At 69.0% G+C, this 13,984-nt stretch carries 13 protein-coding genes; 6 read left to right on the top strand and 7 right to left on the bottom strand.

Annotated features, from left to right (window positions below; translation table 11 throughout):
• Nucleotides 1–48 precede the first annotated feature (48 nt).
• The 4 genes from ACWDU4_RS19485 to ACWDU4_RS19470 are packed head-to-tail and all read right to left on the bottom strand — an operon-like array spanning nucleotide 49 to nucleotide 3,432.
• Nucleotides 49–1,425, bottom strand: coding sequence for an amidohydrolase family protein (locus tag ACWDU4_RS19485; RefSeq protein ID WP_450115567.1), 1,377 nt, complete (start codon nucleotides 1,423–1,425; stop codon nucleotides 49–51).
• Nucleotides 1,422–2,174 (bottom strand): cysteine hydrolase family protein, encoded by a 753-nt coding sequence (locus ACWDU4_RS19480; protein ID WP_450115566.1) that lies wholly within the window; start codon nucleotides 2,172–2,174, stop codon nucleotides 1,422–1,424. The genes ACWDU4_RS19485 and ACWDU4_RS19480 overlap by 4 nt, the downstream gene beginning before the upstream one ends.
• Complete coding sequence (locus ACWDU4_RS19475) at nucleotides 2,174–2,971, bottom strand: creatininase family protein (protein ID WP_450115565.1); 798 nt, start codon at nucleotides 2,969–2,971, stop codon at nucleotides 2,174–2,176. Before ACWDU4_RS19475 ends, ACWDU4_RS19480 begins: the two co-directional genes overlap by 1 nt.
• Nucleotides 2,968–3,432, bottom strand: a complete 465-nt coding sequence (locus ACWDU4_RS19470; RefSeq protein ID WP_450115564.1) for a cupin domain-containing protein — start codon at nucleotides 3,430–3,432, stop codon at nucleotides 2,968–2,970. Before ACWDU4_RS19470 ends, ACWDU4_RS19475 begins: the two co-directional genes overlap by 4 nt.
• A gap of 333 nt (nucleotides 3,433–3,765) precedes the next feature.
• Between ACWDU4_RS19470 and ACWDU4_RS19465 the strand changes: the two genes are divergently transcribed.
• The 3 genes from ACWDU4_RS19465 (at nucleotide 3,766) to ACWDU4_RS19455 (ending at nucleotide 6,565) form a co-directional block, all read left to right on the top strand.
• Entirely contained in the window at nucleotides 3,766–4,824 is a 1,059-nt protein-coding gene (locus ACWDU4_RS19465) for an ABC transporter substrate-binding protein (protein WP_450115563.1), read from the top strand.
• Between the two features lie 84 nt (nucleotides 4,825–4,908).
• The gene (locus ACWDU4_RS19460; protein ID WP_450115562.1) at nucleotides 4,909–5,682 is read left to right on the top strand and encodes an ABC transporter ATP-binding protein; all 774 of its coding nucleotides are present in this window, start codon (nucleotides 4,909–4,911) and stop codon (nucleotides 5,680–5,682) included.
• Between the two features lie 10 nt (nucleotides 5,683–5,692).
• Nucleotides 5,693–6,565 (top strand): ABC transporter permease, encoded by an 873-nt coding sequence (locus tag ACWDU4_RS19455; RefSeq protein WP_450115561.1) that lies wholly within the window; start codon nucleotides 5,693–5,695, stop codon nucleotides 6,563–6,565.
• 433 nt (nucleotides 6,566–6,998) lie between these two features.
• Here the strand turns inward: ACWDU4_RS19455 and ACWDU4_RS19450 are convergent, their stop codons facing one another.
• Together ACWDU4_RS19450 and ACWDU4_RS19445 are read right to left on the bottom strand one after the other, a co-directional pair.
• On the bottom strand, nucleotides 6,999–8,045 hold the full coding sequence (locus ACWDU4_RS19450; RefSeq protein ID WP_450115560.1) for a phosphotriesterase family protein: 1,047 nt from the start codon (nucleotides 8,043–8,045) through the stop codon (nucleotides 6,999–7,001).
• Nucleotides 8,042–9,184, bottom strand: coding sequence for a methylenetetrahydrofolate reductase C-terminal domain-containing protein (locus ACWDU4_RS19445; RefSeq protein WP_450115559.1), 1,143 nt, complete (start codon nucleotides 9,182–9,184; stop codon nucleotides 8,042–8,044). Before ACWDU4_RS19445 ends, ACWDU4_RS19450 begins: the two co-directional genes overlap by 4 nt.
• 66 nt (nucleotides 9,185–9,250) lie before the next feature.
• Here ACWDU4_RS19445 and ACWDU4_RS19440 point away from each other — a divergent pair, with 66 nt between their 5' ends.
• The gene (locus tag ACWDU4_RS19440; protein ID WP_450115558.1) at nucleotides 9,251–10,036 is read left to right on the top strand and encodes a BMP family ABC transporter substrate-binding protein; all 786 of its coding nucleotides are present in this window, start codon (nucleotides 9,251–9,253) and stop codon (nucleotides 10,034–10,036) included.
• Between the two features lie 181 nt (nucleotides 10,037–10,217).
• On the top strand, nucleotides 10,218–10,934 hold the full coding sequence (locus ACWDU4_RS19435; RefSeq protein ID WP_450115557.1) for a GntR family transcriptional regulator: 717 nt from the start codon (nucleotides 10,218–10,220) through the stop codon (nucleotides 10,932–10,934).
• Between the two features lie 39 nt (nucleotides 10,935–10,973).
• Here the strand turns inward: ACWDU4_RS19435 and ACWDU4_RS19430 are convergent, their stop codons facing one another.
• Nucleotides 10,974–12,512 (bottom strand): AtzH-like domain-containing protein, encoded by a 1,539-nt coding sequence (locus ACWDU4_RS19430; protein WP_450115556.1) that lies wholly within the window; start codon nucleotides 12,510–12,512, stop codon nucleotides 10,974–10,976.
• A gap of 150 nt (nucleotides 12,513–12,662) precedes the next feature.
• Between ACWDU4_RS19430 and tgt the strand changes: the two genes are divergently transcribed.
• Nucleotides 12,663–13,916, top strand: a complete 1,254-nt coding sequence (tgt, locus tag ACWDU4_RS19425) for a tRNA guanosine(34) transglycosylase Tgt (RefSeq protein ID WP_450115555.1) — start codon at nucleotides 12,663–12,665, stop codon at nucleotides 13,914–13,916.
• The last annotated feature ends 68 nt before the right edge of the window (nucleotides 13,917–13,984 follow it).

The following is a 13,984-nucleotide window of genomic DNA, read 5'->3' as shown; positions in this document are numbered from 1 at the left end:
GCGGTGTCGCTTTCTCGAGGGCGCCGCTCCTGCGGCCGGGGAAGTGGGTCAGTGGAAGGGGGTGATGGCGTGCCTGCGCGCGCGGATTTCCTGGCCCGCCTGCCGGGCCAGCGGGTGCAGGCTGCGCATTCCGTCGCCGACCCGCACCCCGCCGACGTAGACCCCGCGCAGGTTCCGCAGCCCGCACGCCAGGACATAGGCGTCGACCGGATTCCACAGCGGACCGACGTCCGGGGCGGTGGGGTCGACCACGACGAAGTCCGCGTACTTGCCGGGGGTGAGGCTGCCGACCCGGTCGTCGACTCCGAGGATGCGGGCCGCGCCGAGGGTCTGCATGTGCAGGACCTGCCGGATCCTGACCGCTCGGGCGTCCCGGCGGGCGGCGCGCACGCTGTAGGCGGCCATCCGCATGTTCTGCCAGGGATCGGCCAGGTCCGAGCAGGCCTGGTCGTCCAGGCCCAGTCCGATCTCGATGCCGGCTGCGAGGATTTCCGGGATCGGCGCGACCCCGGAACCGAGGCGACCGTTGGCGGTGGCCTGCCAGCTCATCCGGGCACCGGCCCGGGCGGTGCGCGCGATCACCTCGTCGGTGGCCTGGACGAAGTGCCCGAAGATGAAGTCCGGACCAAGTGCCCCGGCCTCGTCGTACCAGGAGAATCGGTCGAGCTGGTGGTCGAGTGCTTCGGCGGTCTCCAGGAAATGTGCCTGGTTGACGATGCCGAACTCGCGCATCAGGGTCACCTCGTGCTCGGCGGCGTCCCGGTTCCGGGCCCACTGCACACCACCGAAGACGGCGGCGCCCAGCGCGAATCGCGGGTCCAGCCGGTCGAGGTACTCGACCGTCGGCCGGAACCGCTCGACGATCTCCTCGGCGGTGCCGATGTCGGAGTCCGGCCGGGTGGCGTTGACGAACCGGATGCCGGCGTCGTGCTTGGCGTCGATCTGGCGCAGGATGTACTCGACCGGCCGCAGCGACTCCGGAGCAGGCTCGGATCGCTTGCCGGCGACCATCTCCGACCACGGTTCGCGGGAGTCGGTGAAGTCGAACGCGGTGGTCACCCCGGCACCGAGGAAGTCGAGCGACCCATGCAGCGTCGCCCAGTAGATGTCCTCGGGAGTGGCGTCCCGGGTGGCGCCCATCGTGGCACCCGCCCAGCCGTACAGCGTCTCGTCGCTGGCCACCCCGCGCAGCCCGCTGGTGAACAGGTGGCTGTGCGAGGAGACGAAGCCCGGCGCGACGATCGAGCCCGCCGCGTCCAGCCGGGCGACCTCGGGGCCGACCGCGGGCGGTGTGCCCGACCCCAGGTCGGCCACGACACCGTCCTCGACCAGCAGCCAGCCGTCCTCGAGGTACTCCGGCAGGTCAGGGTCCACCGGGATCAGCAGCGCGTCGGCGACCAGGACGGAGGCGGAACGGGCGGTCACCGTGCGGCCTGCCCGAGGGCGGCCAGTGTGTCGGCCCAGCCTGCGGTGAACCCGAAGCACTGCCGGGTGTTGTACAGGGTTGCCTGAACACAGAATTCGGGGGAGGAGGTCGTCGCGGCCCCCTCGACGAGAACGACGTTGTAGCCCAGGCCCGCGGCGTCCATCAGGGTCGCCAGGACGCACTGGTCGACGTTCACGCCCGCCAGCAGCAGGGTGTCGACCCCGCGCAGTCGCAGCACGCTGTCGAGCTCGGTGTCGAAGAACCCGCTCATCCGGTACTTGTCGACGGCGACGTCGCCGGGCTCGACGGTCAGCTCGTCGACCACCGCGGCGCCCCAGCTGCCGCGGGTCAGCACCGCGTCGCTGCGGCCGGCCCGGTCACCGATGCCGCCGCCGGTGCCGTCGCCGTCGTAGACGTGCACGACGCCGGCGGGCAGGTTCGCCAGATCCGGCCTGTTGCCCCAGTTCACCCACGCCACAGGAACATCCGAGGAGCGGGCGGCGGCGGTCAGTGCCGCGCACGGGGCGATGGCGGCGCGCGGTCCGCTGACGTCGACGCCGATCCCGGCGAGCCAGCCGTCCGGATGGCAGAAGTCGTTCTGCATGTCGATCACCACGAGTGCGGTGCGCGTCAGGTCGAGGGTGAGGGACTGCGGCAGCGCGGGCAGGTCCACCCGCACCGGCGCGGGCGGGGTGGGGTGGAGGTCCACGTGATCCGGTGTGCGGATCCAGGTTTGCATGGGGGCCATCAGAGTCCTCGGGAACGGGGGGTCGGGAAGGCGAAGGTGCTGATCTCGGTCAGCGCGTCGGCGAGCCGGTCGATCTGGTGCTCCACGACCGCGCGGCCGAGCTCGGCCGACGACCTCCGCGGGTCGCCGATGACGCCGTTCTCCGGCGAGATGTCGTCGGTCGTCCAGGCCGGGGAGATTCCGTTCTCGATGGTGAGAAGCGTTGAGGCGGTGAAGAGTTCGTGGGCAGACATGCCGCCGACGACGGCGGCCTCCAGGTCGACCAGGTCGGGAGCGACGTGCATCATCATGCTGGTCTCGAGCTCGCCGGCATGGATGCCCCACTCGGCATCGGCGACGGTCACGTCCTCCGGCACGCCCAGCTGTCCGGGCATCACGTTGACCACCTGCAGACCGAACTCGACCCGGATGTCGCGGGCGAGCATCGACAGCAGGTGGGTCTGGCCGCCGTGGCCGTTGACGAACACCAGCCGGGTGAAGCCGGAGGCGTGCACCGAGCGGGCGATGTCCCGCCCGACGGCGAGCAGGGTGGCGGTGTCCAGTGACACGGTGCCGGTCCAGCCGAGGTGTTCGTTCGAGGTGCCGTAGGAGAGTGTCGGCAGCACCCATGCCGGCGCCGTGGATCGGCTCGCGCCCTCTCGTGCAATGTGTTCGGCGAGAACGGCATCGGTCCCGACGGGAAGGTGGGGGCCGTGCTGTTCCACCGCGCCGATCGGCTGGACGACGACCGCGTTCTCGCGGTCGAGGTCGTCGATTCTGGTGGTGGGCAGGTGGGCGAGAAGGGGAACGCGCGTCACACGAGCACCCGCGGAACGAAGTTCGCGAAGATCGCTGCCTTGTCCCGCTCGTCGAGGACGGTGGGGGTGCCGTTGACGACCAGGTGCTCGAATCCGTTCGTCATCGAGCCCTCGGCATCGACGGTCATGATCGTCACCGTGTAGAGGCGTTCGGTCTCGGATGTGTTGCGGATCTTGTGAACCGAACCCTTGGGCAGGATCAGTACGTCACCCTGGCGGAGCGGCACGGTGTGCTCGTCGCTGTGCGCCTGCGCCTCGCCGGACAGGACGACGAAGATCTCGACCGAGTCCGGGTGCGAGTTGTCCGGTTGGGCACCCCCGGGCTCCCAGATCTCGAAGAAGACGCTGGAGGGGGAGCCGTCCCCGGGGCCTGCGAGCGGTACCAGCTTGACGCTGTCCTCGGGCGAAATCAGGTGTGCCGTAAGGTCGTCCAGGTTTTTCAGAATGGGGGCATCAGCCACGGGATTCTCCTTCTCGCCGAGTGCGGGACGCATGGGTGCCGGCGCGCCGCTTCCCGACCGTATACGCCCTCCGGGCTGTCAGACCGCGATGTAAACGACCCGTAACACGACCTTTACCGCGGCGACGCGCGCCGCCCCGGAATGTGGTCCGGTTCACTACGCGGCGCAAGTGGTGGATGCGAAACCGATTGTGGTGAAGGGAATTAACGCAGGAAATGTCGACGTAATGCTGTGGAGAAAGTTGCGTTACAGCGTGGTTTTACGATCGGTCCCACCGAAAGGTCAAGTGGCGCAATCCGGTGCCCTTCCACAGAGGAGAACCAAGTGTTCAAAATGGCGCGCCAACGTGTCCTGGCCGCAACCGTTCTCGCGTCCGCGCTGACGCTGTCCGCCTGTTCGAGTGGATCGTCGGAACCTGCGGCAGACGGCGGACTGACCGATGTCACCGTGGTGCTCGGCTGGTACCCCAACGCGGAGAGCGGCGGCTTCTACGCGGCCCAGCAGCTGGGCTACTACGAGGAGGCCGGCCTGAACGTGAAGATCGAGCCGGGCGGACCCCAGGTCTCCGGAACCCAGCTCGTGGCCTCCGGTCGCGCGGACTTCGGTATCACCGGCAGCGGCGCGAACGAGATCGTGCAGGCCCAGGAGGAAGGCATCCCGCTCAAGGCCGTGAACGCGATCATCCAGAAGAGCATCACCGGCATGATGGTGCACGCCGACTCCGGTATCGACAGCTTCGAGAAGACCGACGGCCTGACCTGGGTCAACTCCCCGGGCGTCCTGGGCGCCGACTGGGTCAAGCAGGAGTACGGCATCGACTTCAAGCAGATGCAGTACACCGGCAGCCTCGCGAACTTCATCCGCGACGACAAGCTCGTCCAGCAGGGCATCGCCGTGAACGAACCGTACGTCGCGCACAAGGAGGGCGACCTCGCGGTCAAGTTCCTGCCCTTCGCCGACACGGGGTTCAACCCCTACAACACCGTCACCTACGTGACCGAGGACTACCTCGACGGGAACCGTGACGTCGTCGAGGCGTTCGTCGAGGCCAGCAACAAGGGCTGGCGGGACTACATGGGTGACCTCGACGTCGCGCAGAAGGTCAACGACCACCTGATGACCGAGGTCGACAAGGAACTGTCCCCGGACCTGCTGTGGTTCGAGTGGAACGCGCAGCGAGACTATGTGCTCACCGCCGAGGGCGAGGCGAAGATCGGTGCGATGACCGAAGAGCGCTGGTCCACCCTGATCGAGCAGATGAAGAAGCTGGGTGTCATCAAGCAGGACATCGCAGTCGAGGACGTCGCCGATCTGACCGTCACCCCGGACATCGCACCGCTCGACACCCGTCCGGTGGCCCCCGAAGGCTCCTACGAGCACATCGAGTTCTGACCGCTCGGCGGGCGGATCCCCCTGACGACTTCCGCCCCGACGGACGGATCCCCCGCCCGGACAGACGACTCCCGAGGAGAGGCTATGACCACCGCAACCCTGATGGACCCCGTGACCGTGCCGACGCCGCAGCCCATGCTCGAGTTCCGCGGAGTGGAGAAGGTCTTCCGCAACGGGTACCACGCGATCACGCCGCTGGACCTGAGCATCGAGAAGGGCGAAATCGTCTCGATCGTAGGGCCTTCCGGCTGCGGCAAGACCACGGTCCTGCGCATGGCCGCGGGCCTCTCCGAGGTGAGTCGTGGCCAGCTGATCCGGCGTGCGCAGGAGCAGGCCTACGTCTTCCAGGATCCGACGCTACTGGCGTGGCGCACGGTGCAGAGCAACGCGGAACTGGTTGCCAAGCTCAAGGGCGTGCCCAAGGCAGAACGCCGTGCTGCCGCCACGGCGGCCCTCGAGACGGTCGGCCTGGCGCCGTTCGCCTCCTCCCTGCCGCGCCAGCTCTCCGGCGGTATGAAGATGCGGGTCTCGCTCGCCCGGGCGATCACCAGCTCGCCGGAGATCATGTTCTTCGACGAACCGTTCGCCGCACTCGACGAGTTCACCCGCGCGAAGATGTCGGAAGTCGTGCTGGACCTGTGGCGGATGCAGCAGTTCAGCGCCCTGTTCATCACGCACTCCATCCAGGAGGCGGTGAACATCGCCCATCGGGTGGTGGTCATGGCCGCCCGTCCGGGGCGGATCGACCGGATCATCGACTCGCCCAGCCCGCCCCGCCAGGACGGCGGCCCGCGTGACCTCGCGGCGCTCGACGCCCTCACCACCGAGATCTCCGGCCTGCTGGCCTTCGAACACTGAGAGGCCGCCGATGTCCCAGACACTGCAGTCACCCGTCGAAACACCGCCGCCGACCACCCCGGACGGCGTGGGCACCGAACCCGCGGCGCCGAAACCGCGTAGGGGACTGGGCCGCAAGGTCGCCGTCCCGATCGCCTTCGCCGTCGTCGCACTCGCGCTCTGGCAGGGCGGGGTCGCCCTCTCCGGTGTCCCTTCCTATCTGGTGCCCTCCCCGCTGGACGTGGTCTCCGCACTGATCGAGCGGGCCCCGGACCTGGTCGAGCCGACCTTGGTGACGATGCAGGAGGCCTACCTCGGGTTCCTGCTCGCCGCGGTGAGCGGCTTCGCCACCGCCCTGATCATGGGCCGCTGGAAGACCGCCGAACTCGGCATCTACCCCTATCTCGTGATCCTGCAGACGATTCCGATCATCGCGGTCGCGCCGATCCTGGTGGTCTGGTTCGGGGCAGGTATCGCCACCAACACCCTGGTCGCCGCGATGCTCGCGGTCTTCCCGGTCGCGGCGAACACCCTGCAGGGACTCAAGTCGACCGATCGCAATCTCGTCCAGCTCTACCGGATGGCCGGCGCACCGGCTCGCGTGCAGCTGTTCTCGCTACGCGTGCCGCATGCCCTGCCGGAGATCATGACCGGGCTCAAGGTCGCCGCCAGCTCGGCCGCGATCGGTGCGATCGTCGGCGAATTCGCCGCCGGCATCGGCGGCGGCGCAGGCGGTCTCGGTTACGCGATCACCCACTACGCCAATCAGCTCCGCACCCCGGAACTGTTCGCGGCCGTCGTGCTCGCCAGCGTCGTCGCCCTGATCCTGTTCGGGATCGTCAGCTTCGTCGAATGGCTGGTGCTGCACCGCTGGCACGAGTCCGCGGTCCCCGAGGACGAGTGAGAACCACGAGGGAACACGAGAACTGAACACTCACACCCGACGGAGACCCGGCTGGATACCCCAGCCGGGTCTCGTCGTGTGCGGATGCCCTCCCTCGGCGTCCCGTTCCCTCGTCGCCCGGGGCGACGCGAGGTCGTCTGCGGGGTGCGGTCGTGGGTGCCGGCAACCGGCACCCGCTGACATCGGCCACCGGGGGATGGGACTGGTCGGTGGCCGAGCCGTCGTCGGTGGCGGTGGTCCGGCCGAACGGGTGGAGGTGTCTGCGCGACCGCGTCCGTTCACGCGGGGCCCGCACCCGTCCGCGCCGGCTGCCGCGGTCCCGCCCGCACCCGCTCGTGCGTGAGGCTGTGGTCGCGGTGCACGCACAGCAGGACGGCCGCGACCTCCCTCGGGGGAAATCGCGGCCGTCGGCCGGTGTCTTCGGCTTTGGGGCTCAGGCCAGGGCGGCAACCGGATTCTCGACCGTGAGCCGGGTGAACACCTCGTCGGTGATCCCCCGGGCCGCCAGCTGCGGGCGAATGCCGCGCAGCAGGTGCCGCAGCCCCCACCCTCCGTAGTGGGTGAACTGGGGTTTCATCGCGATGTCGTGGCTCAGCAGTACCCGGTCGCCGTAGCCGGCGTCGAGCAGCGCCACCAGCAGTTCGATCCGGTGGTGATCGAACGAGCGCGGGGGATAGTCGTCCCCGCGGCGCGCCGAGACCGCCCACTGCTCCATGCCGAAGGTGTCGAGCTCCACCCAGCACCCGCGGCGAGCCAGCTCGAACGCGAACTCGGATTCCGGTCGCTCGTCGCAGTGGCTGACGATCAGCTTGCGGGGATCGACGCCCATCTCCAGTACCTCGTCCACCACCGGCAGCGTGGCCAGCGGGTCGGGAAAGATGGTGCGGTGCAGGTTCAGTGCCAGGCCGGACTCCATCTGCGCCAGCGCCGCACCGCGGACGACCTTGCGTTCCTCCGCGGTAGGCGGATTGCCGGTGCCGATCTCGCCGATGATCCCGGGCCGGACGCCGGTGTTGCCGACGCCGTTCTCGATCTCGTCGAGCAGGACGTCCCGCACCACCTCGGCGGAGGAGAACTTCACGTACGGGGAGTGCGAATGCTCCACGTACTCACCGCAGCCCATGATCACCGTGGCGCCGGTCAGCTCGGACAGCGCCTTGAGGGCCACCGGATCTCGGCCGAACCCGGGGATTCCGAGATCGACCACGGTGTGCCCGCCCGCGCCGAGGTAGCTGTCGAGCTCCTCCCGGGCCACGTCCAGGTCCAGCTGCTGCATCGCCGAGCGGAACGAGAACGGTTCGAGCTGAACCCCGCCGTGCAGCTGCGCGGTGTAGGCCTGGGTGTAGTAGTCGAGTTCGCCGCGGTCCTCGGGATAGATCCACTGGGTGTGGGCGTTGGCGATCAGGTGTTCGTGCGGCATGACCACGCCCAGCGACTCGACGTCGACGGGGCCGGTCACGCTCATCACCTCGCGTGTCATACCAGTGCCTCCCGTCCGACCGGGATGCCTGCGCGGCGCCGGACCTCGGCGATCAGCTCGGACTGCTCCACCGAGGCCGCCAGCGCGTTCTGCCGACCGGTCACCGGTGCCAGCAGGCAACCGGAGACACCCTCGCTCTCGATCAGCTCGGTGAGCAGTTCGGCGGCGATCTCGATGCCCTCGTCCTGCGGGTCCTTGGCCTGACGCAGCCGGGTCAGCAGTGTTTCGGGGATGGAGAATCCGCGCAGTCCGGCGTTGACCTGACGGGCGATCGTCTCGCTGGGCATGATCGCGATGCCGCCGAGCAGGTGGAACGGCCGCTCGCCGACGCGGAGACGGTTGACCTCGGCGAGGAACGACCGCCAGCGATCGACGTCGAAGATGTGCTGGGAGATGATGAAATCAGCGCCGGACCGCACCTTCCGGATGGCCTGGCGGGGCCGGTCGTCGTAGGGCGGGGCGAAGGGGTGCACCACGGCGCCGAGGTAGAGGTCCGGCGCCACCTCCACCGCGCGGCCGTTGTCGAGAACGCCCTCGGTGCGCAGCCGGTCGGCAATTGCCAGCAGGCGCGGGCTGTCGAGATCGAAGACCGCGCGGGCATCCGGCGAATCACCCACGTCCACATGGTTTCCGGTCACGATCAGTGCGTTGCGTACGCCCAGGCTGGCCGCGCCGAGGAGATCGCCCTGTAGCGCGATCCGGTTGCGGTCGCGGCACCCGAAGGTCGGCATCACGTCCAGGCCGGCGTTGCGCAGGTGTGCGGTCGCGGCGATGTTGCCCATGTGCACGTTCGCACCGGAGTGGTCGGTGATCGAGACGATGTCCGCCACCTCCGCGACGACGCGGGAGGAGTCGACGAATTCCGTTGCGTCGGAACTGTCCGCGCCGTTCACCTCGGCGATGATCGTGAACTTGCCGCTGTCCAGGGTCGCCTTCAGGCTGCTGCCCGCCGGGTGTGCCGGACGGCTGCCTGCGGCGGGGACGAAGGCGGACTCGTCGGCCGAGCGGGCCTCGGCCTTCCCGAGGTCGAGGAAGCTGCAGGCCCGGCTCGGCCGGATCTCGCAACCACCATCGGCGAAGACGCCACCGCACGGTCCGATCCGCATCGACTTGGGACAGGTTTCTAGGATGGGCAGCATGTTCGGCAACTTTCTTCCTTACTTCGAGGTGAGGGCAAATCCCATGGAGCGGAGTGTGATCGGGACATGAACAGTCCACGGATCGGGCTGGTGGTACCGGCGGTCGGCGGCGACGCGGGCTGGTTGGACGGGGCCTGGGGCGCGTTGGCATCGTGGCGTGAGGCCGGTCTGGACGCGGAGGTTGTGGTCGGCGCGGTCGACGACACCGTCGACGGCTGGGATGTGGTGGTACTGCACGGAATCCAGTACCTCGACGAGGCCCGGCGGTTGGCTGATGGGAAGCGAACGGTCATCCTGTCCGATGTGCCCGCCGAGTACGCGCAGGCCCCGGACACCTTCACGACGCCACCTCGGGTGACGATGGTCGACTGGTGCTGGTGGCTGGGGGCCGAGCATGCCGGCCGGGCCGCGGCGGAGGAGGTCGACGGGCCGCTCGGCTACATCGCCGGCCCGCCGGTGCCGACCCAGCAACGGGCGGCAGCTGGATTCGTCCGCGGTGTGGCCGCTGTGGACCCAGCGCGCCGGGTGAATGTGCTTTACCTGTCGAGCTTCCTGGCGATGGACGAGGGGCCGCACGCAGCGCGGGTCCTGGTCGAGCAGTTGGAGTGCGCGCTCGTCGCACACTCGGTCGACGCCCCCGGGGCCGCGGCGACTGCGGTGGCGCGGGAACTCGGCGCCGCGACCTACGGTTTCCTGACCCCTGTCGGTGCGGACTCGGCGAGCGTACGATCGGCGATCACACCGGTTCTCGTCGATCTGGCACGCCGGGCGATCGACGGCGAGGAGCTGCCCGACGTGTACGAGTGTTCCTGGGAGACGGGGGAGATTCGGCTCGAGCGTCCCGGCGGGTGAGCGGCTGTGGGCGGGTCCGGTCAACGACGGCTCCTTTCGCTCGTTCTTGCGGGTGAATAGAACGTAAGACGACGTCGTAACCCATTCATATCCGTGGTATGACATTCATGTTGCGCCACTACGATTTTGCGAAGGTAGTGCTTAGACTCAGCCGGTCTGTTCGAAGGAGGGGCGGGGACCGATGGAACACAGCTGGGACGACGAGTTCGGCGGTGAGCTCGAACGAATCTGGCGCGAGGCCGCCACCCAGCGAGTACCCCTCCCGACCGAACTCGAACTCGCCAAGGCGCTGGGCATCAGTCGCCCCATGGTGCGGGAAGCGCTGGTGCGACTCGAGAGTCAGGGCCTGGTCGCCCGGCGGGCGCACCAGGGCACCTTCGCGAACGTCGCCGCACTCTCGGTTCCGTTCCGCATCGACCAGAGCTACGAGCTGAGCAAGCGGCTCGTCGAGGCCGGCTACGAGGTGAAGGTCGACGTCGTCAGCGCGCAGTGGTCGGAGCTGACCGAGGAGGAGGCCCGCGACCTCGAATCGACACCCGGAGCGTCCTGTTTCCGGGTGGTCAAGCGGTGGCTGGCGGACGGCCGTCCGCTGATCCTGGCCGAGGACGTGGTGCCCGCGCGCCGGCGGGAGGGCGTCGAGTTCGACGACGAGTACTCGATCTTCGAGTCGGTCACGACCCTGCGCGGGGTGCCGGTGGAATGGGAGTCGGCGACCCTCAAGCCTGTCCTTCCGGATCCGGCCGTGCAGGAACTGCTTGCCGTCGAGGCCGATCGTCCGCTGCTGACGATCAGCCTCGTCGGGATGTCCCTGCACGGCGAACGCCTCTACCGCGGCTTCGAGACGCATGTACCCGACGGACCGGAGTACGGCATGGTGCGCCGCGCGATTCGGCGCTAGGGACCGGTCCGCTCGGTCCCCGGCGCCGGATCGCGTTGGTCAGGCGCCGAGTTCTGCGCCGATTCGCCCGGCCAGCTCAATCAGTCCGCGATCGGATCCGGCCGCACCGACCAGGGAGAGGCCGAGCGGGGCGCCGTCCAGGGAGAGCGCCGGGATCGAGACCGCGGGGAAGCCGGTGAGCGAGGCCAGGGTGGTCAACCGCAGCGTCGACTGCCGGTGCGCGTCCACCTCGGCGGGAGTGGCGTTCACCTGCGGCGTGGCGGAGCCGACGGTCGGCAGCATCAGGGCCCGGCCGTCGAGCAGGCCGGCCAGCGTGGTCCGCGCGGTGCGCAGGGTGTCGCGGGCGTCGGACAGGTCCGCCTCTGTCACCGTGCTCCCGGCGTGGAAACGGGACTTCACCTCGGGGCCGAGCGCGCTGGGATGCGCGGTGATCCACTTGCCGTGCGCCCCCCACGCCTCGTGCGCCTGCACGGTGCGGAAGGCTGCGGTCCACTCCGCGAGGGCCGGCAGCGGCGGAAGCTCCTGCGCGCTCAGGGTGCGGGCGGTGTCGCGAACAATGTCCTGCACCAGTGGATCTGCCGGGCCGATCACGTCGGGCGACCAGACCGTGTCGGTGGGGGCCGGTGCGTCGTCGTCGGGGAGCAGCACCTGTCCGACCGCGATCAGTGTCGCGGCGTCCCGGGTCAGCCAGGAGACGGTGTCGAAGGACGGCGCCAGCGGCAGTGCGCCGTCGGTGCTCACCGCGCCGTGCGTCGGACGGAAACCCCACAGTCCCTGATAGCTGGACGGCACCCGGATCGAGCCGGCGGTGTCGGTGCCCAGGCCGATGCTCGACCAACCGTGCCGCACGGCGGCGGCCGATCCGCTCGTCGATCCGCCCGGGATGCGGGTCGGGGCGGCCAGATTGACCGGAGTGCCGAAGTCCGCGTTCTGGCCCGCGAGCCCGAAAGCGAACTGGTCGGTGTGGGTGACGCCGGTGACGGACGCACCCGCGTCGAGGAGCCGGCGCACCGCGACGGCCGAATCGGCCTGCGGATCCTGTTCCGCGAGATACGCTTTGACGCCACCGGAGCGCGCCACGCCGGCCACGGCGAACAGGTCCTTCACCGCCGCCGTCTCGCCGGACAGTGGGCCGTCGCCCGCCCCGGCGAGCAACGGCGAACCCACGACGCGCCAGATGGTGCTCTCGACCGGCTTGCTCGGCGGGGTGACATGAGCCGCGGCGATCTGCCACCCGTGCGCGGTACGCCTCCACAGCTGCGTCTGCAGTCCCGCTACGCCGGTCGCCGACCGCACCTCGGCGGTGGTGTAGACCAGGTCGTCGGCGAGTACCCGTGTCCACCAGCGGGTGATCCGGCGGGTCGGCCGATCGGGACGCGCCGCCCGGAAGTCGCTGATCGCCGCGTGGCCCTCGAGGATGCCGTTGCCGTCGGCGCGCAGTGTGTGGTCCGACTGCTCGAACAACGAGTCGAGTTCGCGCGTGTCGTTCGAGAGGAGAGCGGCGTCGTAGCGCCAGAAGGCGTCGATCAATCCAGGGGGAACCGGGGCATCGGTGTGGGGTGTCACGGGGTGGGTCATGGGAAGTGTCTAGTGCAGCCATGTTTCGCGGGAGTGTCGCCGCGACGTCATTCGTGCGCATGTTTTCGGGGCGGTGTCGGCGAGCACACCCGTTCCGGGCTTCCGCCGCGTGGCGGACGAGGCGTTGTGGGGCTGTGACACGATGGCGAGGTGAGTGATGCAGTGCCGACGCCGCCCGATCCGTTCTTCACGGTGCGGACCCGGATCCCCGGACAGCTCGGACGGACCGGCACGATCCACACCCCGCACGGTGACATCGCCACCCCCGCGTTCATCGCGGTCGGCACCAACGCCACCGTCAAGGCGGTGCTGCCGGAGACGATCCGCGAGGCCGGTGCGCAGGCGGTGCTCGCCAACGCCTACCACCTGTACCTGCAGCCCGGACCGGACATCGTCGACGAGGCCGGCGGCCTGGGCCGGTTCATGAACTGGCCGGGCCCGACCTTCACCGACAGCGGCGGCTTCCAGGTGATGTCCCTCGGCGTGGGCTTCAAGAAGGTGCTCGCGATGGAGGCCGTCGGCGTCCAGTCCGACGACGTGATCGCGGTGGGCAAGGAGCGGCTCGCGCACGTCGACGACGACGGGGTGACGTTCAAGTCACACCGGGACGGCAGCAGGCACCGGTTCACGCCCGAGATCTCGATGGGCATCCAGCACCAGCTGGGCGCGGACATCATCTTCGCGTTCGACGAGCTGACCACCCTGTTCAACACCCGCGCCTACCAGGAGGAGTCGGTACAGCGGACGCAGGCGTGGGCGGTGCGCTGCATCGCCGAACACGAACGACTCACCGCGCAGCGCACACACCGGCCGTACCAGGCACTCTTCGGTGTGGTGCAGGGCGCGCAGTACGAGGACCTGCGCCGGCAGGCCTGCCGCGGGCTGGAGTCGATCGTCGGCGAGACCGGCCGCGGGTTCGACGGCTACGGCATCGGCGGTGCGCTCGAGAAGCAGAACTTGGGCACCATCGTCCGCTGGTGCAACGAGGAACTGCCCGAGCACAAGCCGCGGCACCTGCTCGGCATCAGCGAGCCCGACGACCTGTTCACCGCGGTGGAGAACGGTGCCGACACGTTCGACTGCGTCAACCCGTCGCGGGTGGCGCGCAACGCCGCGATGTACACCGAGAACGGCCGGTTCAACGTCAACACCAGCAGGTTCAAGCGGGACTTCAACCCGATCGACGAGAACTGTGACTGCTACACCTGCCGCAACTACTCGCGGGCGTACCTGCACCACCTGTTCAAGGCCAAGGAGATGCTCGCGTCCACGCTCGCGACGATCCACAACGAGCGGTTCACCATCCGCCTCGTCGACCGGATCCGGGACAGCATCGACGGCGGGTACTTCGACGACCTGAAGGCACAGACGCTCAGCAGCTTCTACGCCACCGCCCGCGCCTGACCCCGTGGTGCCCCTGGGGGTTCCCTAATGTCACATTCGCTCACCTGAGGTGACCGAATGTGACATTA

Source organism: Rhodococcus sp. NPDC003348 (assembly GCF_053589375.1).
The sequence above is the reverse complement of the archived record's forward strand: the minus strand, read 5'-3'. Positions and strand labels throughout refer to the sequence as shown.

Bases quoted from the DNA above. Each gene is read 5' to 3' on its own strand.
- ACWDU4_RS19480 (WP_450115566.1), bottom strand. From the start codon at position 2,174: ATGGCCCCCATGCAAACCTGGATCCGCACACCGGATCACGTGGACCTC.
- ACWDU4_RS19465 (WP_450115563.1), top strand. From the start codon at position 3,766: ATGGCGCGCCAACGTGTCCTGGCCGCAACCGTTCTCGCGTCCGCGCTG.
- ACWDU4_RS19460 (WP_450115562.1), top strand. From the start codon at position 4,909: ATGACCACCGCAACCCTGATGGACCCCGTGACCGTGCCGACGCCGCAG.
- ACWDU4_RS19455 (WP_450115561.1), top strand. From the start codon at position 5,693: ATGTCCCAGACACTGCAGTCACCCGTCGAAACACCGCCGCCGACCACC.
- ACWDU4_RS19450 (WP_450115560.1), bottom strand. From the start codon at position 8,045: ATGACACGCGAGGTGATGAGCGTGACCGGCCCCGTCGACGTCGAGTCG.
- ACWDU4_RS19445 (WP_450115559.1), bottom strand. From the start codon at position 9,184: ATGCTGCCCATCCTAGAAACCTGTCCCAAGTCGATGCGGATCGGACCG.
- ACWDU4_RS19440 (WP_450115558.1), top strand. From the start codon at position 9,251: ATGAACAGTCCACGGATCGGGCTGGTGGTACCGGCGGTCGGCGGCGAC.
- ACWDU4_RS19435 (WP_450115557.1), top strand. From the start codon at position 10,218: ATGGAACACAGCTGGGACGACGAGTTCGGCGGTGAGCTCGAACGAATC.
- ACWDU4_RS19430 (WP_450115556.1), bottom strand. From the start codon at position 12,512: ATGACCCACCCCGTGACACCCCACACCGATGCCCCGGTTCCCCCTGGA.